Raw genomic sequence first — 17,673 nt, 5'->3', positions numbered from 1 at the left:
TCAGAACCAGCAGTACCTGATCACGGGCCTGAGCTACCACTTGAAGGAGAATCCCCGCGTCAGTGCCGTGGCCCCGGGCGCCAAGGGCAGCGCCGCGGAAGACGGCTCCTTCCAGCGCTACGAGTTGCAGGCCCAGCCCACGAGTCTTGCCTACACGCCCGCGCGCACCACGCCCAAGCCGCGCACCACGGGCCCGCAGACCGCTGTCGTCGTGGGCCCGGCCGGAGAAGAAATCTGGACCGACGAATACGGTCGCATCAAGGTGCAGTTCCACTGGGACCGGCTGGGCGCCATGAACGAGAACTCCAGCTGCTGGATCCGCGTGGCCACGAACTGGGCGGGCCCGGGGTTTGGGGCCATCTCCATTCCCCGCATAGGGCATGAAGTCGTCGTCGACTTCCTCAACGGCGACCCGGACTACCCGCTGGTCACGGGCTGCGTCTACAACGCGGCCAACATGCCGCCCTGGGCGCTGCCGGCCAACGCCACGCAATCGGGCATCAAGACCAGATCGAGCAAGGGCGGCGCCGCAGGCGCGGGCATGAAGAACGGCCCGGGCGACGCCAACGCCATCCGCTTCGAGGACAAGGCCGGGCAAGAACAGCTGTGGCTGCATGCCCAGAAGGACCAGCTCACCGAAGTCGAGAACGACGAGGACAAATGGGTGGGCAACGACCGGCGCAAGACCGTGGACCGTGACGAGACCAGCGTGATCCACCGGGACCGCACCGAGACCGTGGACCGCGACGAGACCATCACCGTGCACAACAACCGCACGGAGCGGGTGGACCACAACGAGAAGATCAGCATCGGCGACAACCGCAACGAAGACGTCGGCATCGACGAGAACATCTCCATCGGCAAGAACCGCAGCAAGACCGTTGGGGTGACTGAGACCGACTCCATTGGCAGCCAATGGAAGATCAGTGTCGGAAAAATAAAAACCGAAACCATCGGCCTGATGAATATGTACAACGTGGGCATAGGCAAGATGGAAAACATCGGCGTGGCTCGCATGACCAACATCGGCATGGCCTACAACCTCAATGTGGGCATGATGATGGTGACCACAGTGGGCATGAGCCAGAGCGCCACCATTGGCCAGAGCAAGGACACCAAGGTCGGCAGCCAGTACACGCTCACCGTTGGGGGAGGCGGCAGCGGCGGTGGCGGTGCAACGCCAGGCATGGCAATGAACATCGTGGGCTCCTCTGATTCCGGCAGCGCGGCGCAAGGCAGCGAGTCCAGCATCGCAATGCAGCCCGACAGCATCACGCTCAAGGTCGGTAAAAGCGTGCTGGAAATGAAAAGCGATGGCACGGTCAACCTCAACGGCAAGCTGATCACGCTCGACGGAAGCGAGCATGTGCAGGTCAGTTCCGAGCGGATTGACCTGAACTGAGTGCCGTCATGCAACTGCAGCAGGTGGACAACTACACGCCCTTCGAATGGTTCGCCTTCGAAAAAATGGGCCCGGGCAAGCGCATGTATGACGTGCTCATCGTCAAGGCAGCCTGCCAACTTGTGCAAGACAAGCGAGGCCTGTGCCTGGCGCCGGCTCCCCAAGGTGAGATACCGCCCATCCACATGGCGGACCAGCCCCGTGAGTTCAGCCGCGATGCATACGCATCCTTGCAAAAAACGGGCGACGTGCTGCTGCACAAGATCGCCACCGACTTCCTGATCAGCGGAGCGGCACGACCCGCATCAGCTGGGGCCAGTAGCTGGGCAGCAGAAGTCACTATCAAGAGCCATGGCGCAACCCGCAAGCAAACCATGTTTCTGCATGGCGAGCGGCATTGGCAGTGGAGCCTGCTCAAGGGCTGGCATCTTAGTGCTCCCAAGCCTTGCGAACACGTGGAGCTGCGCTATGAGTTGGCTTACGGTGGCAGCTACCAGCAGGGGGATGGCTGGATCAGGCATGACCTCAACCCCGTAGGCCGAGGCCACCTTCCAGTGCACCGCATGGACAAGGAGGTGCACTATCCCGCCGCCCGCATCGAACTCGCGGCCAATCCCCTGTCCGCTGTAGACAAACCCATCGCCATACCCGCATTGGGACCTATCGCCCGCACCTGGGGCAGCCGCAAACGTCATGCGGGAACCTACGACGCGCAGTGGAAAGAGGACCTGCGGCGCAACCAGACTGCGGACTACCCCGCCGACTTCAACCCCCGCTTCCTGCAGGCTGCGCATCCCGACTGGATCTTCGAGCCCTATTGGACAGGCCATGAATCCATCCAGGTGCTGGGCCTGACCGCAGACAAGCCGCTGCACTGCGACCTGCCCGGTTGGCGCATCGCCGCCAGCGGACAAGGTTCGCAAGGCACCTTCGCGCCCCAGCCCATGAATCTGGACACCGTCGAGCTGGATTTGGATGCGAGGCGCCTTTACATGACATGGCGCCTGACCATGAACCAGGCCATGCAGACGCAGCAGGTGCGGATTGACCTGGCTGTTCAGGCCACCGTCACGGCCAAAACGGCCCCGCGCAAATGAAAGGGCATCCATGGCTGACAAACACATAGCCAATCGCGAGTCCCAATGGGTTGCCATCAACAGCGAGCCCGACTGGTGCGAGGTAGGAGATGACGTCATCCCCTTTGACATCAGCCGCACGCTCGACCACGAACTTGCCCTCTATGCCAAGACAGTCTTTGCCAGAGGGGTGCCGGTACTGATGCTGGACAGCATCGTCCAAGGCGTGGAGGGTGATGCTGGCAGCGGTGTGAGCTCCAGTGTTTCCGAAGGCGCGGGACATGTCTGGGTGAAGGAAGGCAGCCCCACGGTGTTTGCAGAAGGGCGTCCCGTCTCGCGGCATCTGGACCGGGTGTTCATGAACTGCAAGCGGTGAGGGCTTGGCATGGCTGATGAAACCGGTAAAAGTGATGTACTGAATCCCTATGGACTCAACCCTAACTCGGGCAAGCCCATGCCCTGGGCCAGAGAGTCCCTGGCGGTCAGCCTTTTGCCCAATGTGACCCAAGCCAGGCTGTACACCTGCTGGGCGCCTGGGCATGAGCCTGACTGGGCCAAACCCAGGCAGCCTGAGATGAGGGCGTGGGATCCTGCAGAGGACGAGCGGCGACGCGCAGCGGCCAACAATTTGGGCATCCTGTTTTTAGGGCCTGTGTTTGGTGCACCTGCTGCGCTGGCCAGGATGGCTGGTGCGCCCGAGCCTGTTGTGGAGAGCATGGGGCAGGTGGGGTTGGATTTGGCGGGCGTTGCTGGTGTGCCTGCTGCACGTGGCGGGGTGATTAGGACGAGGCCTTTTCCAAATGTGCCGTCGGTGTCAACGAAAGGAGTTTCCCGCCCGCGCTATGAATTTGGCGTTGTTATAAAAAAACAAGCAACACAATTAGATTGGAATGCGGTAGTTCCAAAAAAGGGAAAATACAAAGGGGAGAAAAGAGAGGACCATGTTCGACGTCACAACAAAAATGATTTAACAAAAGAAAAGCATGGCGTATTTAATGAGGATGGTGTTAAATTGGCAGACGAAGCATGGCAGTTGGCTGATAAGTCTGGGCTAAAGCCTGATGCAAATGGGCAATTGTCCGTTCCAATGGGAAGAGTTGTTGGTCACGAAGGTGGTTCCTTAGGAACAGGGGCGCCGTTAAACAGTATTAGAATATCGGTTCGACCAGGAACAAATGAATTAATAACGGCATATCCGGAGTGAATTATGAAAATATTCGAAACCATTGAATGTCCAAATTGCAGGCAAGATAAATTAATTATCTCGAAAAATACAGATACGGGAAAACTTTATTTGTATTGTAGTGAATGCTTTGCTGCGTGGAATTCAATTGAAGAAGTTGCTGAAAAAAATCGCATGTTTATTGATCTAGATGGGAATTCAGAAGATCCTAGCTATGAAGAAATATTGGCTAATGGATGGGATTTATTTGTGTCTAGAATAATTGAGGTTTAATTTTCTGAAAATAGCCATTAAGGTGAATATGTTTATTCCGATTAAAAATCCAATTATCATTGACTAGGTTTTTGGTTGTTGGTTAAATAGTATTTGATAAATATTATTGCTTTCTATCTTCTCTAGTTCATAATCCAATGAAAACGGCAATCTTATGAATGGAAGAATCTCTGACTTACCAAAAGCTCTCACCGAGCAGCTTGGTACCAAGAGTCGCCTGGAATGGCTGCTCCTCCTGCCTGATTTGGAAAATGTTCCTTCAGATGTTATTTTTCAACACCTGAGCGAAAGTATTTATCATTTCAGTTCTGCAGAAAATGGATTGACACTTGCCGTGCAATGTCTGAATCCAACGGCTACTGAAGAGAGTTTGAAATGGGGGCTGCAGAGTTTTACTTTGGATGCATATTCCTGGCAGGGCCCTTGGTTTCAAAACACCAAGCCTAGAGACATTGAACCAGAGAGCTTGATGCAGTTGTTGAGTCCTTCTCCCGACGAAGTGATGCATATGCACCCCATGCTGTGCTTCCCCATCGAAGGAAAGGGAGGGCAGACATGGGGTGTAGTGGCCACCTTCGATCAACAAAACAGGCTGAGTACTTTCAGCCTGGTGCATTCTGGAGACTGGCGGGAGGCGGCGCCTATTCCGCAACCTGAGCAAGCCAGTGCAGTGCCTGTTGAAACGCCTACACGCAGATCATTGACTTGCCGCTCTGGAGCAAGAACACCCGAATCAGGTATCTGGGAAGGGCGGCTACCGGCTGGCCATCCCCAGGCTCAAATGCTGGCAGAAGCACCGCACAGGTTCATATTTAAACGTGCTGGTGATGAAATGGGTATCTTGGGTCTTGCCCCGTTTGATGAGGCAACTGTGGTTTGGACTTGGCTGAGAGACTAGTAACACTGATAACAGCGCAGTCAGGACCCACTGCACAGCCGTTACCACCTCGATCCCCTGTTGCACCGGCACGTCGCCACTATTGCGGCTGGGACGGCGACCGCCTCATCCACACCGAAAGCCTGCAGCACGGGAGCGACACGCGCCACATAGAACACACCATCTACGAGCCGAGCAGCTTCACAACCCTGGTGCGCCTGCCAGCGGCGACCCGCAAAGCGAGCCCCACCAGTGGTGCAGGCCATCGCCGCAGGCCTGCCCGACCATACGACCCCAGCCACACCGAGGGACTGGCCCTCATGCGAAGCATGCTCAGCGCCATGCCGCGCGACATGCAGCAAGACGCCGCCCGCCACCTGCGCCACACACTGGAGCACGGCCTGCCGCCCAGTGCCCAGGCCATGCTGGGCGAACAGGCAGACGGCACTACACGCCTACTCAGCGGCATGCAGGCCAAGTTGCAGGAACAGGAAAAAGAACAGCACGCCCGCATCGCCATCCACCACTACCACTGCGACCACCTGGGCACGCCCATGGCGCTGACGGACCAGATCGGCCAGGTGGCCTGGGCCGCCAAGCTGGACCCCTGGGGCAATGTGCTGCAGGAGTACAACCCGCAGGGCATCCACCAGGCGATCCGGCTGCCGGGGCAGCACCATGACAGGGAGACGGGGCTTTATTACAACCGGCATCGGTATTACGATCCGGTGGTGGGGAGTTATATCAATCAGGATCCGATTGGGTTGATGGGAGGCAATAATCACTATATCTACCCTGTAAATCCCACGGGGTGGATAGATTCGTTAGGCTTACAGCAAGCCTGCGTTGTTAATTTTCCAGATTATCCGGTTGAGTACGCCGAAGGTAAAACAAGCACATGGCTTGGTGGGCATAGTGGTGTGTTGACATATGATACTTCAGGGAAAACACAATACTTCGAATACGGTAGATATAACCCAAATGCAAAAGGAATTATGGGCTCTAAACTACCCCAAGACGACGGAAACGTTCGGCAAACTCCAATGCCTAATCTAAAAATAGGTAAAGATGGTGTTCCAACAGATGATTCCATGAGAAATCTGGAGGAGCAGCTTTTAAAGAGATCAGGCAAAGGGACACCGGCAAAGTTAACCTGTAGTTCTGCCGACCCTAAAAAAGTTGCTGACTACGCAAAAGAAATTTCAGAAAATAAAGATAGAGAAAAATATAATTGGAATCCATTCAATTCCAATCACTGCCGCACTTTTGCAAGAGATGCCGCCAAAGCAGGTCAATAATTTTATGAAAATAAACAAATCATTTATCTTGATAATTACGCTAATTTTGGTGATTATTTATTTGGTATACTCGGTTGTCGATAAATCAATAACATTATCTTACTCAAATCAAGGATGTGAATCATCGCGCGCAGATATTGATAATGTTATTTCACTCATCGAGCGCGAATGGAGAGGAATGGATATGGAGCAGATTGCATATAAGTTAAAGAACTCATCCATCAATAAAAAAGCAGTTAACCCTCAAATAAAAATAGAAAATGATCTGATATGGTATGGTGATGTTAGATTTATCTTCTCTTCGGGTCGATTGGCAAAGGTTGAATATTGAAAAATGAGATTATATTTTTGGGAAAAATAAACTCCAAATTATATTGTTGAAGCAATAGAAAAGTAAATGATGTAAGTTATTTATAATAAATTATATTTCCATCAATAATAGCAATATAAATAATTACTTCTTTTTAATACAGCAACTTACATGGAAACATGGGATGGTGGCTTTGTATTAAATACTCATAGTTCAAGCGCAAGTTTAAGGAATTTTTCAAATTTTTGCACTTACTTATTCTATTAAGCTCACCCTCGCTCATGCGATTAATTATCTGCAGCAAGACCACAAAACTGCAGAAACAGGAAAAGAACAGCGCGCCCGCATCGCCATCACCACTACCACTGCGACCATCTGGGCGCACCAATCGCCCTGACCGATCCCAGACAGGCCAGGTGGCCTGGGCTGCCAAGCTGGATCCCTGGGGCAATGTGCTGCAGGAGTACAACCCGCGGGGCATCCATCAGGCGATCCGGCTGCCTGGGCAGCACCATGACAGGGAAACGGGGCTGTATTACAACCGGCATTGGTATTACGATTCGGTGGTGGGGACTTATATCAATCAGGATCCGATTGGTTTGATGGGTGGGACTAACCCCTACGGATATGTTAGAAATTCGCCTGTTAATTTGGCCGACCCGCTTGGTCTTGAGCCAGGAACAATGGCGCAACGGGGCTATTTAAGCAACAATAGAAAGAGCTACCCCGGATTGCTAGGCGAAGACAGTAACGGAGTAATGCATTTTGATGAAGGCAACAACGACTTTCACAGTTACAACACGAGGAATTCTTGCAAGAAGAGTACAAGTGGCTGCACTCTTAAAAACGTATCCGAAGGACTAATGCGTTATCCAGCTCCAGGTGCAAAAGGGGAGCCTATACAAAACGGCCAGCGCGGTTTCGCAATTCCTGTGGGCCCCGTGAGCCATGTAGTTAATTCAGATCGTACAATGGTCGTTAACGTTACGGAAAATTCGCACCTACTCTACCCAGGAATAGTACGCCGTTGGGTCTCAGAAAGCGCAACTGAGGTGACAGTGCATACGTTCGGGGAAGGTGTTGGTCCTATGGGTGGAATAAACAGTGCACTTGCAGACACACTTTGGGGCCAAGTTGATAAAAATGTCTTCGAATATGCGTAAAGCTGCAAATGATTAATTTAATACAACCAAGCATCGTTTCATCTGTAATTATTGGATTTCTCTTTACGGTATTAATGACGGATAAAGATTATAAATCGCTTTATGTTTATTTTTTCTTATTCGTTTTTCTAATTTCGCTGCCTCTTAATTTTTTGTTTCAATTATTTCTTGTGCATTTAAAAAACAAATACGGCATATTTTTCTATTCCTGTATCTCTGCAACTATTGGGGCACTTGCAGTCATCACAATTAAGAAATTATTTTTCAATTTATCCCTGGCAATTGATCTTCTCGATTTTTATTATCTGATATTTGGTTTTTTTGCTGGCATCATTTCGTCTATGATTTTTGTCATATTTGAAATAAAAAATAAACCAATTTGAATGTGCCAGATGGGGCGATTTTATGCTCAGCGCCATGCGCACAGCCTGCAGCCCAGCGCCCAGGCGATCCTAGGCGAACAGGCCGAGGGGGCCACATGCCTACTGAGCGGCATGCAGGCAAAACTGCAGGAACAGGAGCGGCAACAGCGCATCGCCATCCCACTGCTACTGTGACCCACTGGGCACGCCAATGGCCCTGACGGACCAGACCGGCCAGGTGGCCTGGTCCGCAAAGCTGCACCCCTGGGGCAATATGCTGCAGGAATACAACCCGCAGGGCATCCACCAGGCGATCCGGCTGCCGGGGCAGCACCATGACAGGGAGACGGGGCTGTATTACAACCGGCATCGGTATTACGATCCGGTGGTGGGGGGGTATATCAATCAGGATCCGATTGGGTTGGCCGGAGGGGTTAACAAAAGTATATATGCGATAAATCCCATGATTTCCATGGATCCTTTGGGCTTGGCCCCCGTAAAAACGTGTGCAGAGAGAATTTTGAAAGCAGCGGAGAAATTAAACAATCAAGAAAGATATTCATACGCCTCGAATTATGGCTTTGGGACAAAGAGAAATAAATGTAATCTCTTTGTTCATGAAGTGCTAGAAAATGCAGATGTCGAATCTCCCTGGCGCTACAGATTTGGTTATCCCAAGAGAACCAGCAACTGCTGGAGATTGGGAAAATCCACAAAAAGCGATTCCCGGATTCGAAATTGTTACGTCTCCAAAGCCTGGTGATATTGTTGCGGTAGCATATCCATATGGGGACGCTGCTGGGCATGTGGCAGTCGTGACAGGGAGTAGTACAACCATTGGCGCAGACTCAGAAGACGGATCACATTCAACAGGTTGGCCATGGAATGGGGCATCGCCTAAAGGCAATCCAATATATAGAAGATGCAAAGATTGAAAAAGATGATGAAGACAGTAATTTACATAATAGCCGCAACGCTTGGTTTTCAAATAATATTGTTGCTAACTTTCTTGATGGCACCAATGAAAATTGATTTATCGGATATAGAGGGATTTAATTTATCTTATATTTTTAATAAACTGGGAAATCCAGACTATGATTTGAGTGTCAAAGATATACTGGGATGGCAAAGCCATCGTTATCTAATTCGTCAAAATGTCGAACTTAGGATAAAAGAATCGAACATTAAACCAACTGCTTTCCCTGCATCAATAAGTATTTCAAATACATTGGGAGAAGAAACTCATTATTTCAAGTTATCAAAACACTCAAGATCTGACGGAAATAACAATTTTATTAGAACGACCACCATAACCGTATGGCCATACGGTGATTTTCTAATAAATAAAGAGATTGTTGAAAATAAAGATCACCAGTCGCAGTGAGTCTCGATATGCGTAGATTGTTCAGCCCCATGGATTATAACAAGATGGGGCAAAAACGCGCGCAGATCGCTTGGTCATGTTGGGTACCCACGACGAACACACCATAAAAATGCTGCAGGAGATACGCAAGTAACTGCAAAAGCAGGAGCGAGCGCAACAGGGCTCCGTAGCCATCATTAAAACTGCGACCATCTGAGCACGCCCATGGCCCTGACGGACCAGCGGGAGTTATTGATCTGGGCCGCAAAGCTGGACCCCTGGGGCAATGCGCTGCAGTAATACAACCCGCAAGGCATCCACCAGGCGATGCGGCTGCCGGGGCAGGCTCAAGACGCCGCCGCTGCTCGTTCAAATAGAAAAAGGTATTGATTATGGTAGATTATTCCCTTATTAAAAATATTGCTTTTGGCATAAAAAAATATGTAGAAAAACAGGAGATTCTACATCTTTCTTTCATCAGAGCCCATAGTGATCTTGTGAAGCTATCAAATATAGAATTTCTTCCTCGCAGCGGATTTGTTTTTGATGAAGAAATGAATAAATGGGAATTTAAAAAGCATGGATGTGGTTATGAATTCTCTCATGAAGGTACGGTTATTGATATAAATGATTATTTCCTGTCGAATGGAGATTTTTTTAGCGCAAATAGATTATTTTTCTATTTCGAATCGATTAAATTTAATTTCAAAAACCAAGATGCAGACGATGCGATTAAATCTGCCTTGATTTATTTGGAATCTACAGGAGAGATCGTGAAAGTGCTGCCAACGGGGTATTATGAGTGCCTTTCATCTTAATGCTGTCATTAATTTAATTATTAATCTAGTTAATAAAGGAGATAAAATCTTATTGATTTTATAAAGTGCATAACACGCTCCAGGGCTACTCACAATCGGCGGGTAACAGGATAGGAAGATATTGAAATGCCTCGCTTGAAATATCCTGAAATGAGAATGGAATTGCTCGGATATTTGAGGAAACTCAAGGATTTGAAGTATCAAATGAAAGCCTGGGTGAATCAGGATTTTCCGGCAGACGTTCAATACGACCATCTTGATTTGGCCATACATTTCATTTTTGACGATACGGATCTGGGCAGTGATGCTCGTATGGCGATCGGTGAAATTCTTCTCGATGAGCAGGAGGCAGCACTGATGAGGCAGTTGGTGGATGCCATCAATGCCGTCTTTGAGGCGTACGGCACGGACATGCCGGACAGCTTCTACATGCAAGTTGCCGAATGGACGAGAGTGGTGGCCTGTGCCGAAAGGGCGTTCGATTGTCTGGAGGGGCGCCACGCCGCTGGCTGCCCCGAGCCGCTGGATTGACACGGGCATGCCTGCCAGCCGACTAGCCGGGGCAAGGCCATGGCTGATCGTGATGTCCAGTCGGTGGTGAAGAGTACCGTAGCGTTGCCAGGTTCGTTGAACAACAAGATGTTTTCCACTGGTAGCCCGCCCCCAAACCTGCCGGACAATCCATGGAAACCGAGGCACCGTTCCATGACAACTTCAACCCCCCTTCCCGAACCCGAATTGAGAGCCTTCGCTACGGCGGCGGCCGAGCAGCAGCGATGCACGGACTGCGCTGTGCTGTGGAGGCCGGGCTGGGAGTCCTTGTCGGGGGCGGACAAGACTTCGCATCTGCAGCAGGTTGGTGCGCTGGGCACGCCGGAGACACGGGAATTGCTCGATGAATATCACCCACAGGGCACGAACCAGTGGTCGCCGGATGCTCCCATCGCCTTGGGCTGGCACCCGTACAACCGCTGCACGCTCTGGCGCTGCCACCATTGCAACGCCGCCTTTCTGCGCTACACGGAATACGGCGGCTACTACCAGGACGATCGCATTCGGCCGCTGCTGGCGCATCTGATCGTCACGCCCGAGCAGGGCCGCGTCTGAGCGGCGCTGCTCGGCCGGCTCAGGTCCAGTCGAACGTGAACAGCACCGTGCGGCTTTCCGGTTCGTAGAACAGCAGGATGCTGTCCGCGCCCGTGGCGCACCAGTTGTAGCCGGCCACGTTGGCCACGTGGAAGAAGGGCTTGCCGTCGCGGGTGATGCGGATGCCGTCGTCTTCCAGTTCATCGCCCATGCCGGCGTTTTCCGCTTCGTCCAGCTGGAAGGCCGGGGGAATGGGCGGGTGGCTGGTCCAGTTGCCGTACCAGATGCCGCCGCCCAGGCTGTCCAGGTAGTCGTGCTCCATGGGCTCGCCCGTGCCGTAGCGCGAGTAGCTGGCCAGGCGGCCGTGCTCGGCGTAGTAGGCACTGGCCTTGGCGTGGCTGGCCAGCATTTCGTCGGTGTGCTCGCAGGCGAAGGCGTCCTTGGTGAACTGGTCGCCATGCTGCGGCGCGCGCTGGAAGAAGCCTTCGTTGCCCAGGAAGCGGTAGCGGTTGTCGGGCGTCAGCTCCAGCGCAAACCAGTTGGGGGCGGTGAAGGCGTTGTGGTGGGCTTCGGTCTCATCGCCGATGCAGCCCTCGAAGGGCTCGACGGGGCACAGCATGTGGACCACGGTGCCGGCCAGTTCGGGCCGCACCAGGCCCAGGTCGATGGAGATCAGCGGCAGCAGGTGCTCTGCCAGCCAGGGCTGGTCGGCCACAAAGATGTCGGCGGCGGCGGGAAAGGGGGTGAGGCCCGGCTTCAGTTCGCGGACTTCGGTTTGCTGGGTCAAGAGGGACTCCTGGGTGAGGGGATGGTGGTGCCGGGGGTGATCTCGAAGATGTCCTGGTCCGATGCGGCCGCGCTCTCGTGGTAGATGTCGTAGAGGTACTGTGCCAGTTCGGCATGGGTGACATCGCAGGGAATGGCCAGCAGGGCGGGGGCGCGCTTGCCGTCGGCACCGACGTTGAAGCAGCGCCACTGGGCCTGCGCGCGTTCGATGGCGATGATGCGGCCGAAGACATTGAACCGGTATTTTTCCAAGGGAGATCCTCCTGGCGATCCGGCATCGTAGCGGCTGTCGAGGGGCTCATGCGTGTTCTCCCTAGGTTCGTGCCGGCGTTTCGTCTATATATTTCAAACCTAAACTATTCAGGCTTAAAGTTCTTGGGCCTGGATTCTGAACCTGGGGCGTCCTGTGCCGTCGCCCTGCGAGAAAAGGGTTTGCGGTATGAAGATCGTTTGCATCGGCGGTGGTCCCGCCGGCCTGTACTTCGGCCTGCTGATGAAGCTGCAGGACCCCGCCAACGAGGTCACGGTGGTGGAGCGCAACCGGCCCTACGACACCTTTGGCTGGGGCGTGGTGTTCTCGGACGCCACCATGGACAACCTGCGCGAGGCCGATCCCGTGTCGGCCCGCACGATTGGTGACGCCTTCAACCACTGGGACGATATCGACATCCACTTCAAGGGCCGCAGCCTGCGCAGCAGCGGCCATGGCTTCATCGGCATAGGCCGCAAGAAGCTGCTCAACATCCTGCAGGCGCGCTGCGAGGACGTGGGCGTGAAGCTGGTGTTCGAGAACTTCGTGCAGGACGACCAGGCGATGGCGCGCGAGTACGACGCCGACCTGGTCATCGCCTCGGACGGCATCAACAGCCAGGTGCGCACGCGCTATGCCGATACCTTTCGGCCCGATATCGACCAGCGCCGCTGCCGCTTCGTGTGGCTGGGCACGACCAAGGTGTTCGATGCCTTCACCTTCGCCTTCGTGCAGACCGAGCATGGCTGGTTCCAGGCCCATGCCTACCGCTACGAAGACGGCATGTCCACCTTCATCGTGGAGACGCCCGAGGAGACCTGGCAGGCCGCCGGCATCGAGCAGATGAGCCAGGAAGAGGGCATTGCCTATTGCGAGAAGCTGTTCGCCCCCTGGCTGGACGGCCATGCCCTGGTCAGCAATGCCACGCACCTGCGCGGCTCGGCCATCTGGATCCGCTTTCCGCGCGTGATCTGCAACACCTGGGTGCACTGGAATGCGCTGGACACGCCGCGCGGCCCGCGCAGCGTGCCCGTGGTGCTGATGGGCGATGCGGCGCACACGGCACATTTCTCGATTGGCTCGGGCACCAAGCTGGCGCTGGAGGATGCGATCGAGCTGGCGCGCAGCCTGCGGTCTGCGGGGGGCATCGAGGCCGGCCTGCGCCACTACGAGGAGGTGCGCAGCGTGGAGGTGCTCAAGATCCAGAACGCGGCGCGCAATTCCACGGAATGGTTCGAGAACGTGGAGCGCTATGCGGGCCTGGAGCCGGAGCAGTTCGCCTATTCGCTGCTGACGCGCTCGCAGCGCATCTCGCACGAGAACCTGCGCCTGCGCGATGCCGCCTGGCTGCAGGGCTTCGAGCGCTGGATTGCCGAGCATGCGGGCGAGACCGTGCCCGAAGGCCGCCGCCCGCCCATGCCCATGCTCACGCCCTACCAGGCGCGCGGCCTGCGGCTGAAGAACCGCATCGTGGTCTCGCCCATGGCCATGTATTCCTGCACCGACGGCGTGCCTGGCGACTTCCACCTGGTGCACCTGGGCGCGCGTGCCATGGGCGGCGCGGGCCTGGTGATGGTGGAGATGACCTGCACCTCGCCCGACGCGCGCATCACGCCCGGCTGCCCCGGGCTGTGGAACGACGAGCAGGCGCAGGCCTTTGCGCGCATTGTCGATTTCGTGCACGCGCAGGGCGGGGCGCACATTGGCGTGCAGCTGGGGCATGCGGGGCGCAAGGGATCGACCCAGCTGGGCTGGCAAAAGATCGACCATCCGCTGGAGCAGGGCAACTGGCCGCTGCTGTCGGCATCGGCCCTGCCCTATATCGAGGGACTCTCGCAAGTGCCCGCCGCCATGACCCGCGCCGACATGGATCGCGTGCGCGAGGACTTCGTGGCCGCCACGCGGCGCGCTGCGGCAGCGGGCTTTGACTGGCTGGAGCTGCACTGCGCCCACGGCTATCTGCTGTCCAGCTTCATCTCGCCGCTGACCAACCGGCGCGATGACGAATATGGCGGCAGCCTGGACAACCGCCTGCGCTTTCCGCTGGAGGTGTTCGAGGCGGTGCGTGCAGCCTGGCCGCAGGACCGGCCCATGTCGGTGCGCATCTCGGCCCATGACTGGGTGGAGGGCGGCATCACGCCCGACGATGCGGTGGAGATCGCGCGCCGCTTCAAGGCGGCGGGCGCCGACATGATCGACTGCTCCTCGGGCCAGGTCAGCCCCGACCAGAAGCCGGTGTACGGCCGCATGTACCAGACGCCGTTTGCCGACCGCGTGCGCAACGAGGCCGGCATACCGACCATTGCCGTGGGCGCCATCTTCGAGGCCGACCATGCCAACGCCATCATCGCCTCGGGCCGGGCCGACCTGTGTGCGCTGGCGCGTCCTCACCTGGCCGATGCGGCCTGGACGCTGCGCGAGGCCGCCCGACTGGGCGCCCACGATGTGGCCTGGCCGCCGCAGTACCAGCCCGGCAAGCGCCAGTTGGAAACCAACTTCGAACGCGCCGCCGCCATGGCGCAAACGGAATCCAAATGACCATGACTTCACAACCCCTGGAAGGGCGCCATGCCCTGGTGACGGGCGGGGCGCGCGGCATAGGCCTGGCCTGTGCGCGGGCGCTGCTGGCGCGCGGCGCGCGGGTCACGCTGCTGGGGCGCGATGGTGCGGCGCTGGAGGCTGCCGTGCGCGAGCTGGGCGGCACGGCACCGGCAGCACAGATGGTGCAGTCCGTGCAGGCGGATATTGCCGACGAGGCCTCGGTGCGCCAGGCCTTCGCGCAGGCCGAGGCGGCCTTCGGCCCCGTGCAGGTGCTGGTCAACAACGCAGGCCAGGCCAGCAGCCAGAAGTTCGAGCGCACCGATGCCGCACTGTGGCAGGCGATGCTGGCCGTCAATCTCACGGGCACCTTTCACTGCATGCAGGCCGCGCTGCCGGGCATGCTGGCTGCGCGCTGGGGCCGCATCATCAATGTGGCCAGCACGGCAGGGCTGATCGGCTATGCCTATGTCAGCGCCTATTGCGCGGCCAAGCATGGCGTGATCGGCCTCACGCGCTCGCTGGCGCTGGAGACGGCGGGCAAGGGCGTGACGGTGAATGCCGTCTGCCCCGGCTACACCGAGACCGACATCGTGCGCGGCGCCGTGGCCAACATCGTGGACAAGACCGGCATGACGGCGGATGAGGCCCGCGCCAGGCTGGCCGAACGCAACCCGCAGGGCCGCCTGGTCCAGCCCGAGGAAGTGGCCGAGACCGTGGCCTGGCTGGCCCTGCCGGCGTCCGCCTCGGTCAACGGCCAGTCCATTGCTGTCGATGGCGGCGAGGTGATGACCGGCTGAACCCGGTCCACTCCCCCCCCGTTTTCTGAATTCTTGATGGAGACACCATGAGCACCCAGCCCGAAGAACACAGCATGAAGCACCACAAGCGCCCCCTGGCCGGCTACGAGGCCAGGACCTTTGTGTGGCAGGTATCGGCCGACGGCAAGATCGGCACCATCACCCTGAACCGGCCCGAGCGCAAGAACCCGCTGACCTTCGGCTCCTATGCCGAGCTGCGCGACCTGTTCCGCGCCCTGGTCTATGCCACCGACATCAAGGCCGTGGTGGTCACGGGCGCGGGGGGCAATTTCTGCTCGGGCGGCGATGTGCACGAGATCATCGGCCCGCTCACCAAGATGAGCATGCCCGAGCTGCTGGACTTCACGCGCATGACGGGCGACCTGATCAAGGCCATGCGCGCCTGCCCGCAGCCCATCGTGGCGGCGGTGGACGGCATCTGCGCGGGCGCGGGCGCCATGGTGGCACTGGCCGCCGACATGCGCCTGGGCACGCCCGCGGCGCGCACGGCGTTTCTCTTCACCCGCGTGGGCCTGGCCGGTGCCGACATGGGCGCCTGCACGCTGCTTCCACGCATGATCGGCCAGGGCCGCGCCTCCGAGCTGCTGTACACGGGCCGCGCCATGACGGCCGAGGAGGGCGCTGCCTGGGGCTTCTTCAATGCCCTGCATGGCGCCGAACAGATCGGCGAAGCCGCCCATGCGCTGGCCGCCCAGCTGGCCGCCGGCCCCACCTTTGCCCATGGCGTGACCAAGAAGCTGCTGCACCAGGAATGGAACATGGGCGTGGACGAGGCCATCGAGGCCGAAGCCGAGGCCCAGGCCATCTGCATGCAGACGCGCGACTTCCACCGCGCCTACGAGGCCTTCGTGGCCAAGCAAAAGCCTGTCTTTGAAGGAAACTGAAAATGCGTGATTCCTCCTGGCTGGACTGGCCCTTCTTCGACGACGCCCACCGCACGCTGGCGCATGAGGCCGATGCCTGGTGCGCCCAATCCCTGGGCGACGTGGACCACCACGATGCCGATGCGGCCTGCCGCCAACTGGTGAAGGCCCTGGGCCAGGCCGGCTGGCTGCGCTATGCCGTGCCGTCAGGCCCCGGCGGCGCCTGGGGCGGGGCCTTGCCCGAGGTGGACTCGCGCGCGGTCTGCATCCTGCGCGAGACCCTGGCCCGCCATGAAGGCCTGGCCGACTTCGCCTTTGCCATGCAGGGCCTGGGCAGCGGTGCGATATCGCTCATGGGGTCGGATGCGCTGCGCCAGCGCTACCTGCCGCGCGTGGCGCGCGGCGAGGCCATTGCGGCCTTTGCGCTGTCCGAGCCCGATGCCGGCTCCGACGTGGCCGCCATGGCCTGCGAGGCGCGGCTCGAAGGCGACCACTATGTGCTCAACGGCGCCAAGACCTGGATCTCCAACGGCGGCATTGCCGACTTCTACTGCGTGTTCGCCCGCACGGGCGAGGCACCCGGGGCGCGCGGCATCAGCGCCTTCGTGGTCGATGCGGACACGCCGGGCTTTTCGATCGGCGAGCGCATCGAGCTGATCGCGCCGCACCCGCTGGCCACCATCCGCTTCGACAACTGTCGCATACCCGTGTCGCAGCGCCTGGGCGAGCCGGGGCAGGGCTTCAAGCTGGCCATGATGACGCTGGACATCTTCCGCGCCTCGGTGGCCGCCGCCGCACTGGGCTTTGCGCGCCGCGCGCTGGATGAAGGCCTGGCACGCGCCAAGTCACGCCGCATGTTCGGCCAGACCCTGGGCGACCTGCAGCTGACCCAGGCTGCGCTGGGCGACATGGACACGGCCATCGACGCATCGGCCCTGCTGACCTACCGCGCCGCCTGGATGCGCGATGTGAAGAAGACGCGCACCACGCGCGAGGCGGCCATGGCCAAGATGACGGCCACCGAATCGGCCCAGGCCGTGATCGACCGCGCGCTGCAGATGTTCGGCGGTGCGGGCGTGGTCTCGGGCATGCCGGTGGAGACGCTGTACCGCGAGATCCGCGCGCTGCGCATCTACGAGGGCGCGACCGAGGTGCAAAAACTCATCATCGCGCGCGAGCTGCTCAAGGCCTGAGCGGCAGGCTG

At 57.3% G+C, this 17,673-nt stretch carries 19 protein-coding genes and 2 pseudogenes; 19 read left to right on the top strand and 2 right to left on the bottom strand.

The window, feature by feature from the left end:
* From ACUTR7_RS17850 to ACUTR7_RS17780, 15 genes and pseudogenes are all read left to right on the top strand, one after another.
* Nucleotides 1-1,402, top strand: a 1,402-nt coding sequence (locus tag ACUTR7_RS17850; protein WP_445609438.1) for a type VI secretion system Vgr family protein, incomplete at its 5' end; no start/stop codon positions are given.
* Between the two features lie 92 nt (nucleotides 1,403-1,494).
* Complete coding sequence (locus ACUTR7_RS17845; protein ID WP_445609437.1) at nucleotides 1,495-2,499, top strand: DUF2169 family type VI secretion system accessory protein; 1,005 nt, start codon at nucleotides 1,495-1,497, stop codon at nucleotides 2,497-2,499.
* Between the two features lie 10 nt (nucleotides 2,500-2,509).
* Nucleotides 2,510-2,854, top strand: a complete 345-nt coding sequence (locus tag ACUTR7_RS17840; protein ID WP_096916715.1) for a PAAR-like domain-containing protein — start codon at nucleotides 2,510-2,512, stop codon at nucleotides 2,852-2,854.
* Between the two features lie 9 nt (nucleotides 2,855-2,863).
* Nucleotides 2,864-3,682 (top strand): hypothetical protein, encoded by an 819-nt coding sequence (locus tag ACUTR7_RS17835; RefSeq protein WP_445609436.1) that lies wholly within the window; start codon nucleotides 2,864-2,866, stop codon nucleotides 3,680-3,682.
* A gap of 3 nt (nucleotides 3,683-3,685) precedes the next feature.
* Nucleotides 3,686-3,934, top strand: a complete 249-nt coding sequence (locus ACUTR7_RS17830) for a hypothetical protein (RefSeq protein ID WP_126312094.1) — start codon at nucleotides 3,686-3,688, stop codon at nucleotides 3,932-3,934.
* A gap of 154 nt (nucleotides 3,935-4,088) precedes the next feature.
* Nucleotides 4,089-4,832: a hypothetical protein gene (locus ACUTR7_RS17825; protein WP_445609435.1), complete on the top strand. Its 744-nt coding sequence runs from the start codon at nucleotides 4,089-4,091 to the stop codon at nucleotides 4,830-4,832.
* 71 nt (nucleotides 4,833-4,903) lie between these two features.
* A pseudogene (locus tag ACUTR7_RS17820) lies at nucleotides 4,904-6,109 on the top strand (RHS repeat-associated core domain-containing protein); the annotation flags it as partial.
* Nucleotides 6,110-6,113: 4 nt separating this feature from the next.
* The gene (locus ACUTR7_RS17815) at nucleotides 6,114-6,440 is read left to right on the top strand and encodes an Imm58 family immunity protein (protein WP_445609434.1); all 327 of its coding nucleotides are present in this window, start codon (nucleotides 6,114-6,116) and stop codon (nucleotides 6,438-6,440) included.
* A gap of 395 nt (nucleotides 6,441-6,835) precedes the next feature.
* Nucleotides 6,836-7,582 (top strand): RHS repeat-associated core domain-containing protein, encoded by a 747-nt coding sequence (locus ACUTR7_RS17810; RefSeq protein WP_445609433.1) that lies wholly within the window; start codon nucleotides 6,836-6,838, stop codon nucleotides 7,580-7,582.
* Between the two features lie 422 nt (nucleotides 7,583-8,004).
* A pseudogene (locus ACUTR7_RS17805) lies at nucleotides 8,005-8,879 on the top strand (RHS repeat-associated core domain-containing protein); the annotation flags it as partial.
* 8 nt (nucleotides 8,880-8,887) lie between these two features.
* Nucleotides 8,888-9,328 (top strand): hypothetical protein, encoded by a 441-nt coding sequence (locus ACUTR7_RS17800; protein ID WP_445609432.1) that lies wholly within the window; start codon nucleotides 8,888-8,890, stop codon nucleotides 9,326-9,328.
* 204 nt (nucleotides 9,329-9,532) lie between these two features.
* Nucleotides 9,533-9,607 carry a hypothetical protein gene (locus ACUTR7_RS17795; protein WP_445609442.1) on the top strand — a complete coding sequence of 25 codons (75 nt, stop codon included), beginning with the start codon at nucleotides 9,533-9,535 and terminating at the stop codon, nucleotides 9,605-9,607.
* Between the two features lie 92 nt (nucleotides 9,608-9,699).
* A complete protein-coding gene (locus ACUTR7_RS17790; protein ID WP_445609431.1) occupies nucleotides 9,700-10,125 on the top strand; it encodes a DUF6896 domain-containing protein in 426 nt (141 codons plus the stop codon).
* 126 nt (nucleotides 10,126-10,251) lie between these two features.
* A complete protein-coding gene (locus ACUTR7_RS17785) occupies nucleotides 10,252-10,656 on the top strand; it encodes an SCO4402 family protein (RefSeq protein ID WP_445609430.1) in 405 nt (134 codons plus the stop codon).
* Between the two features lie 174 nt (nucleotides 10,657-10,830).
* A complete protein-coding gene (locus ACUTR7_RS17780; RefSeq protein ID WP_445609429.1) occupies nucleotides 10,831-11,232 on the top strand; it encodes a hypothetical protein in 402 nt (133 codons plus the stop codon).
* A gap of 19 nt (nucleotides 11,233-11,251) precedes the next feature.
* Here ACUTR7_RS17780 and ACUTR7_RS17775 read toward each other — a convergent pair whose 3' ends face one another.
* Complete coding sequence (locus ACUTR7_RS17775; protein ID WP_445609428.1) at nucleotides 11,252-11,998, bottom strand: enolase; 747 nt, start codon at nucleotides 11,996-11,998, stop codon at nucleotides 11,252-11,254.
* Nucleotides 11,995-12,249 carry a DUF7661 family protein gene (locus ACUTR7_RS17770; RefSeq protein WP_063325682.1) on the bottom strand — a complete coding sequence of 85 codons (255 nt, stop codon included), beginning with the start codon at nucleotides 12,247-12,249 and terminating at the stop codon, nucleotides 11,995-11,997. Before ACUTR7_RS17770 ends, ACUTR7_RS17775 begins: the two co-directional genes overlap by 4 nt.
* Nucleotides 12,250-12,436: 187 nt before the next feature.
* Here ACUTR7_RS17770 and ACUTR7_RS17765 point away from each other — a divergent pair, with 187 nt between their 5' ends.
* Genes ACUTR7_RS17765 through ACUTR7_RS17750 form a run of 4 tightly spaced genes read left to right on the top strand, consistent with a single transcriptional unit; the run spans nucleotide 12,437 to nucleotide 17,662 of the window.
* A complete protein-coding gene (locus tag ACUTR7_RS17765) occupies nucleotides 12,437-14,785 on the top strand; it encodes a bifunctional salicylyl-CoA 5-hydroxylase/oxidoreductase (protein WP_445609427.1) in 2,349 nt (782 codons plus the stop codon).
* The gene (locus ACUTR7_RS17760) at nucleotides 14,782-15,585 is read left to right on the top strand and encodes an SDR family NAD(P)-dependent oxidoreductase (RefSeq protein WP_165433141.1); all 804 of its coding nucleotides are present in this window, start codon (nucleotides 14,782-14,784) and stop codon (nucleotides 15,583-15,585) included. The genes ACUTR7_RS17765 and ACUTR7_RS17760 overlap by 4 nt, the downstream gene beginning before the upstream one ends.
* A gap of 47 nt (nucleotides 15,586-15,632) precedes the next feature.
* The gene (locus ACUTR7_RS17755; RefSeq protein WP_012206272.1) at nucleotides 15,633-16,490 is read left to right on the top strand and encodes an enoyl-CoA hydratase family protein; all 858 of its coding nucleotides are present in this window, start codon (nucleotides 15,633-15,635) and stop codon (nucleotides 16,488-16,490) included.
* 2 nt (nucleotides 16,491-16,492) lie between these two features.
* A complete protein-coding gene (locus ACUTR7_RS17750; protein WP_013801799.1) occupies nucleotides 16,493-17,662 on the top strand; it encodes an acyl-CoA dehydrogenase family protein in 1,170 nt (389 codons plus the stop codon).
* The last annotated feature ends 11 nt before the right edge of the window (nucleotides 17,663-17,673 follow it).

It is taken from the genome of Delftia sp. NA_296.1 (genome assembly GCF_052692095.1).
This window is presented reverse-complemented; position numbering and strand designations above follow the sequence as displayed.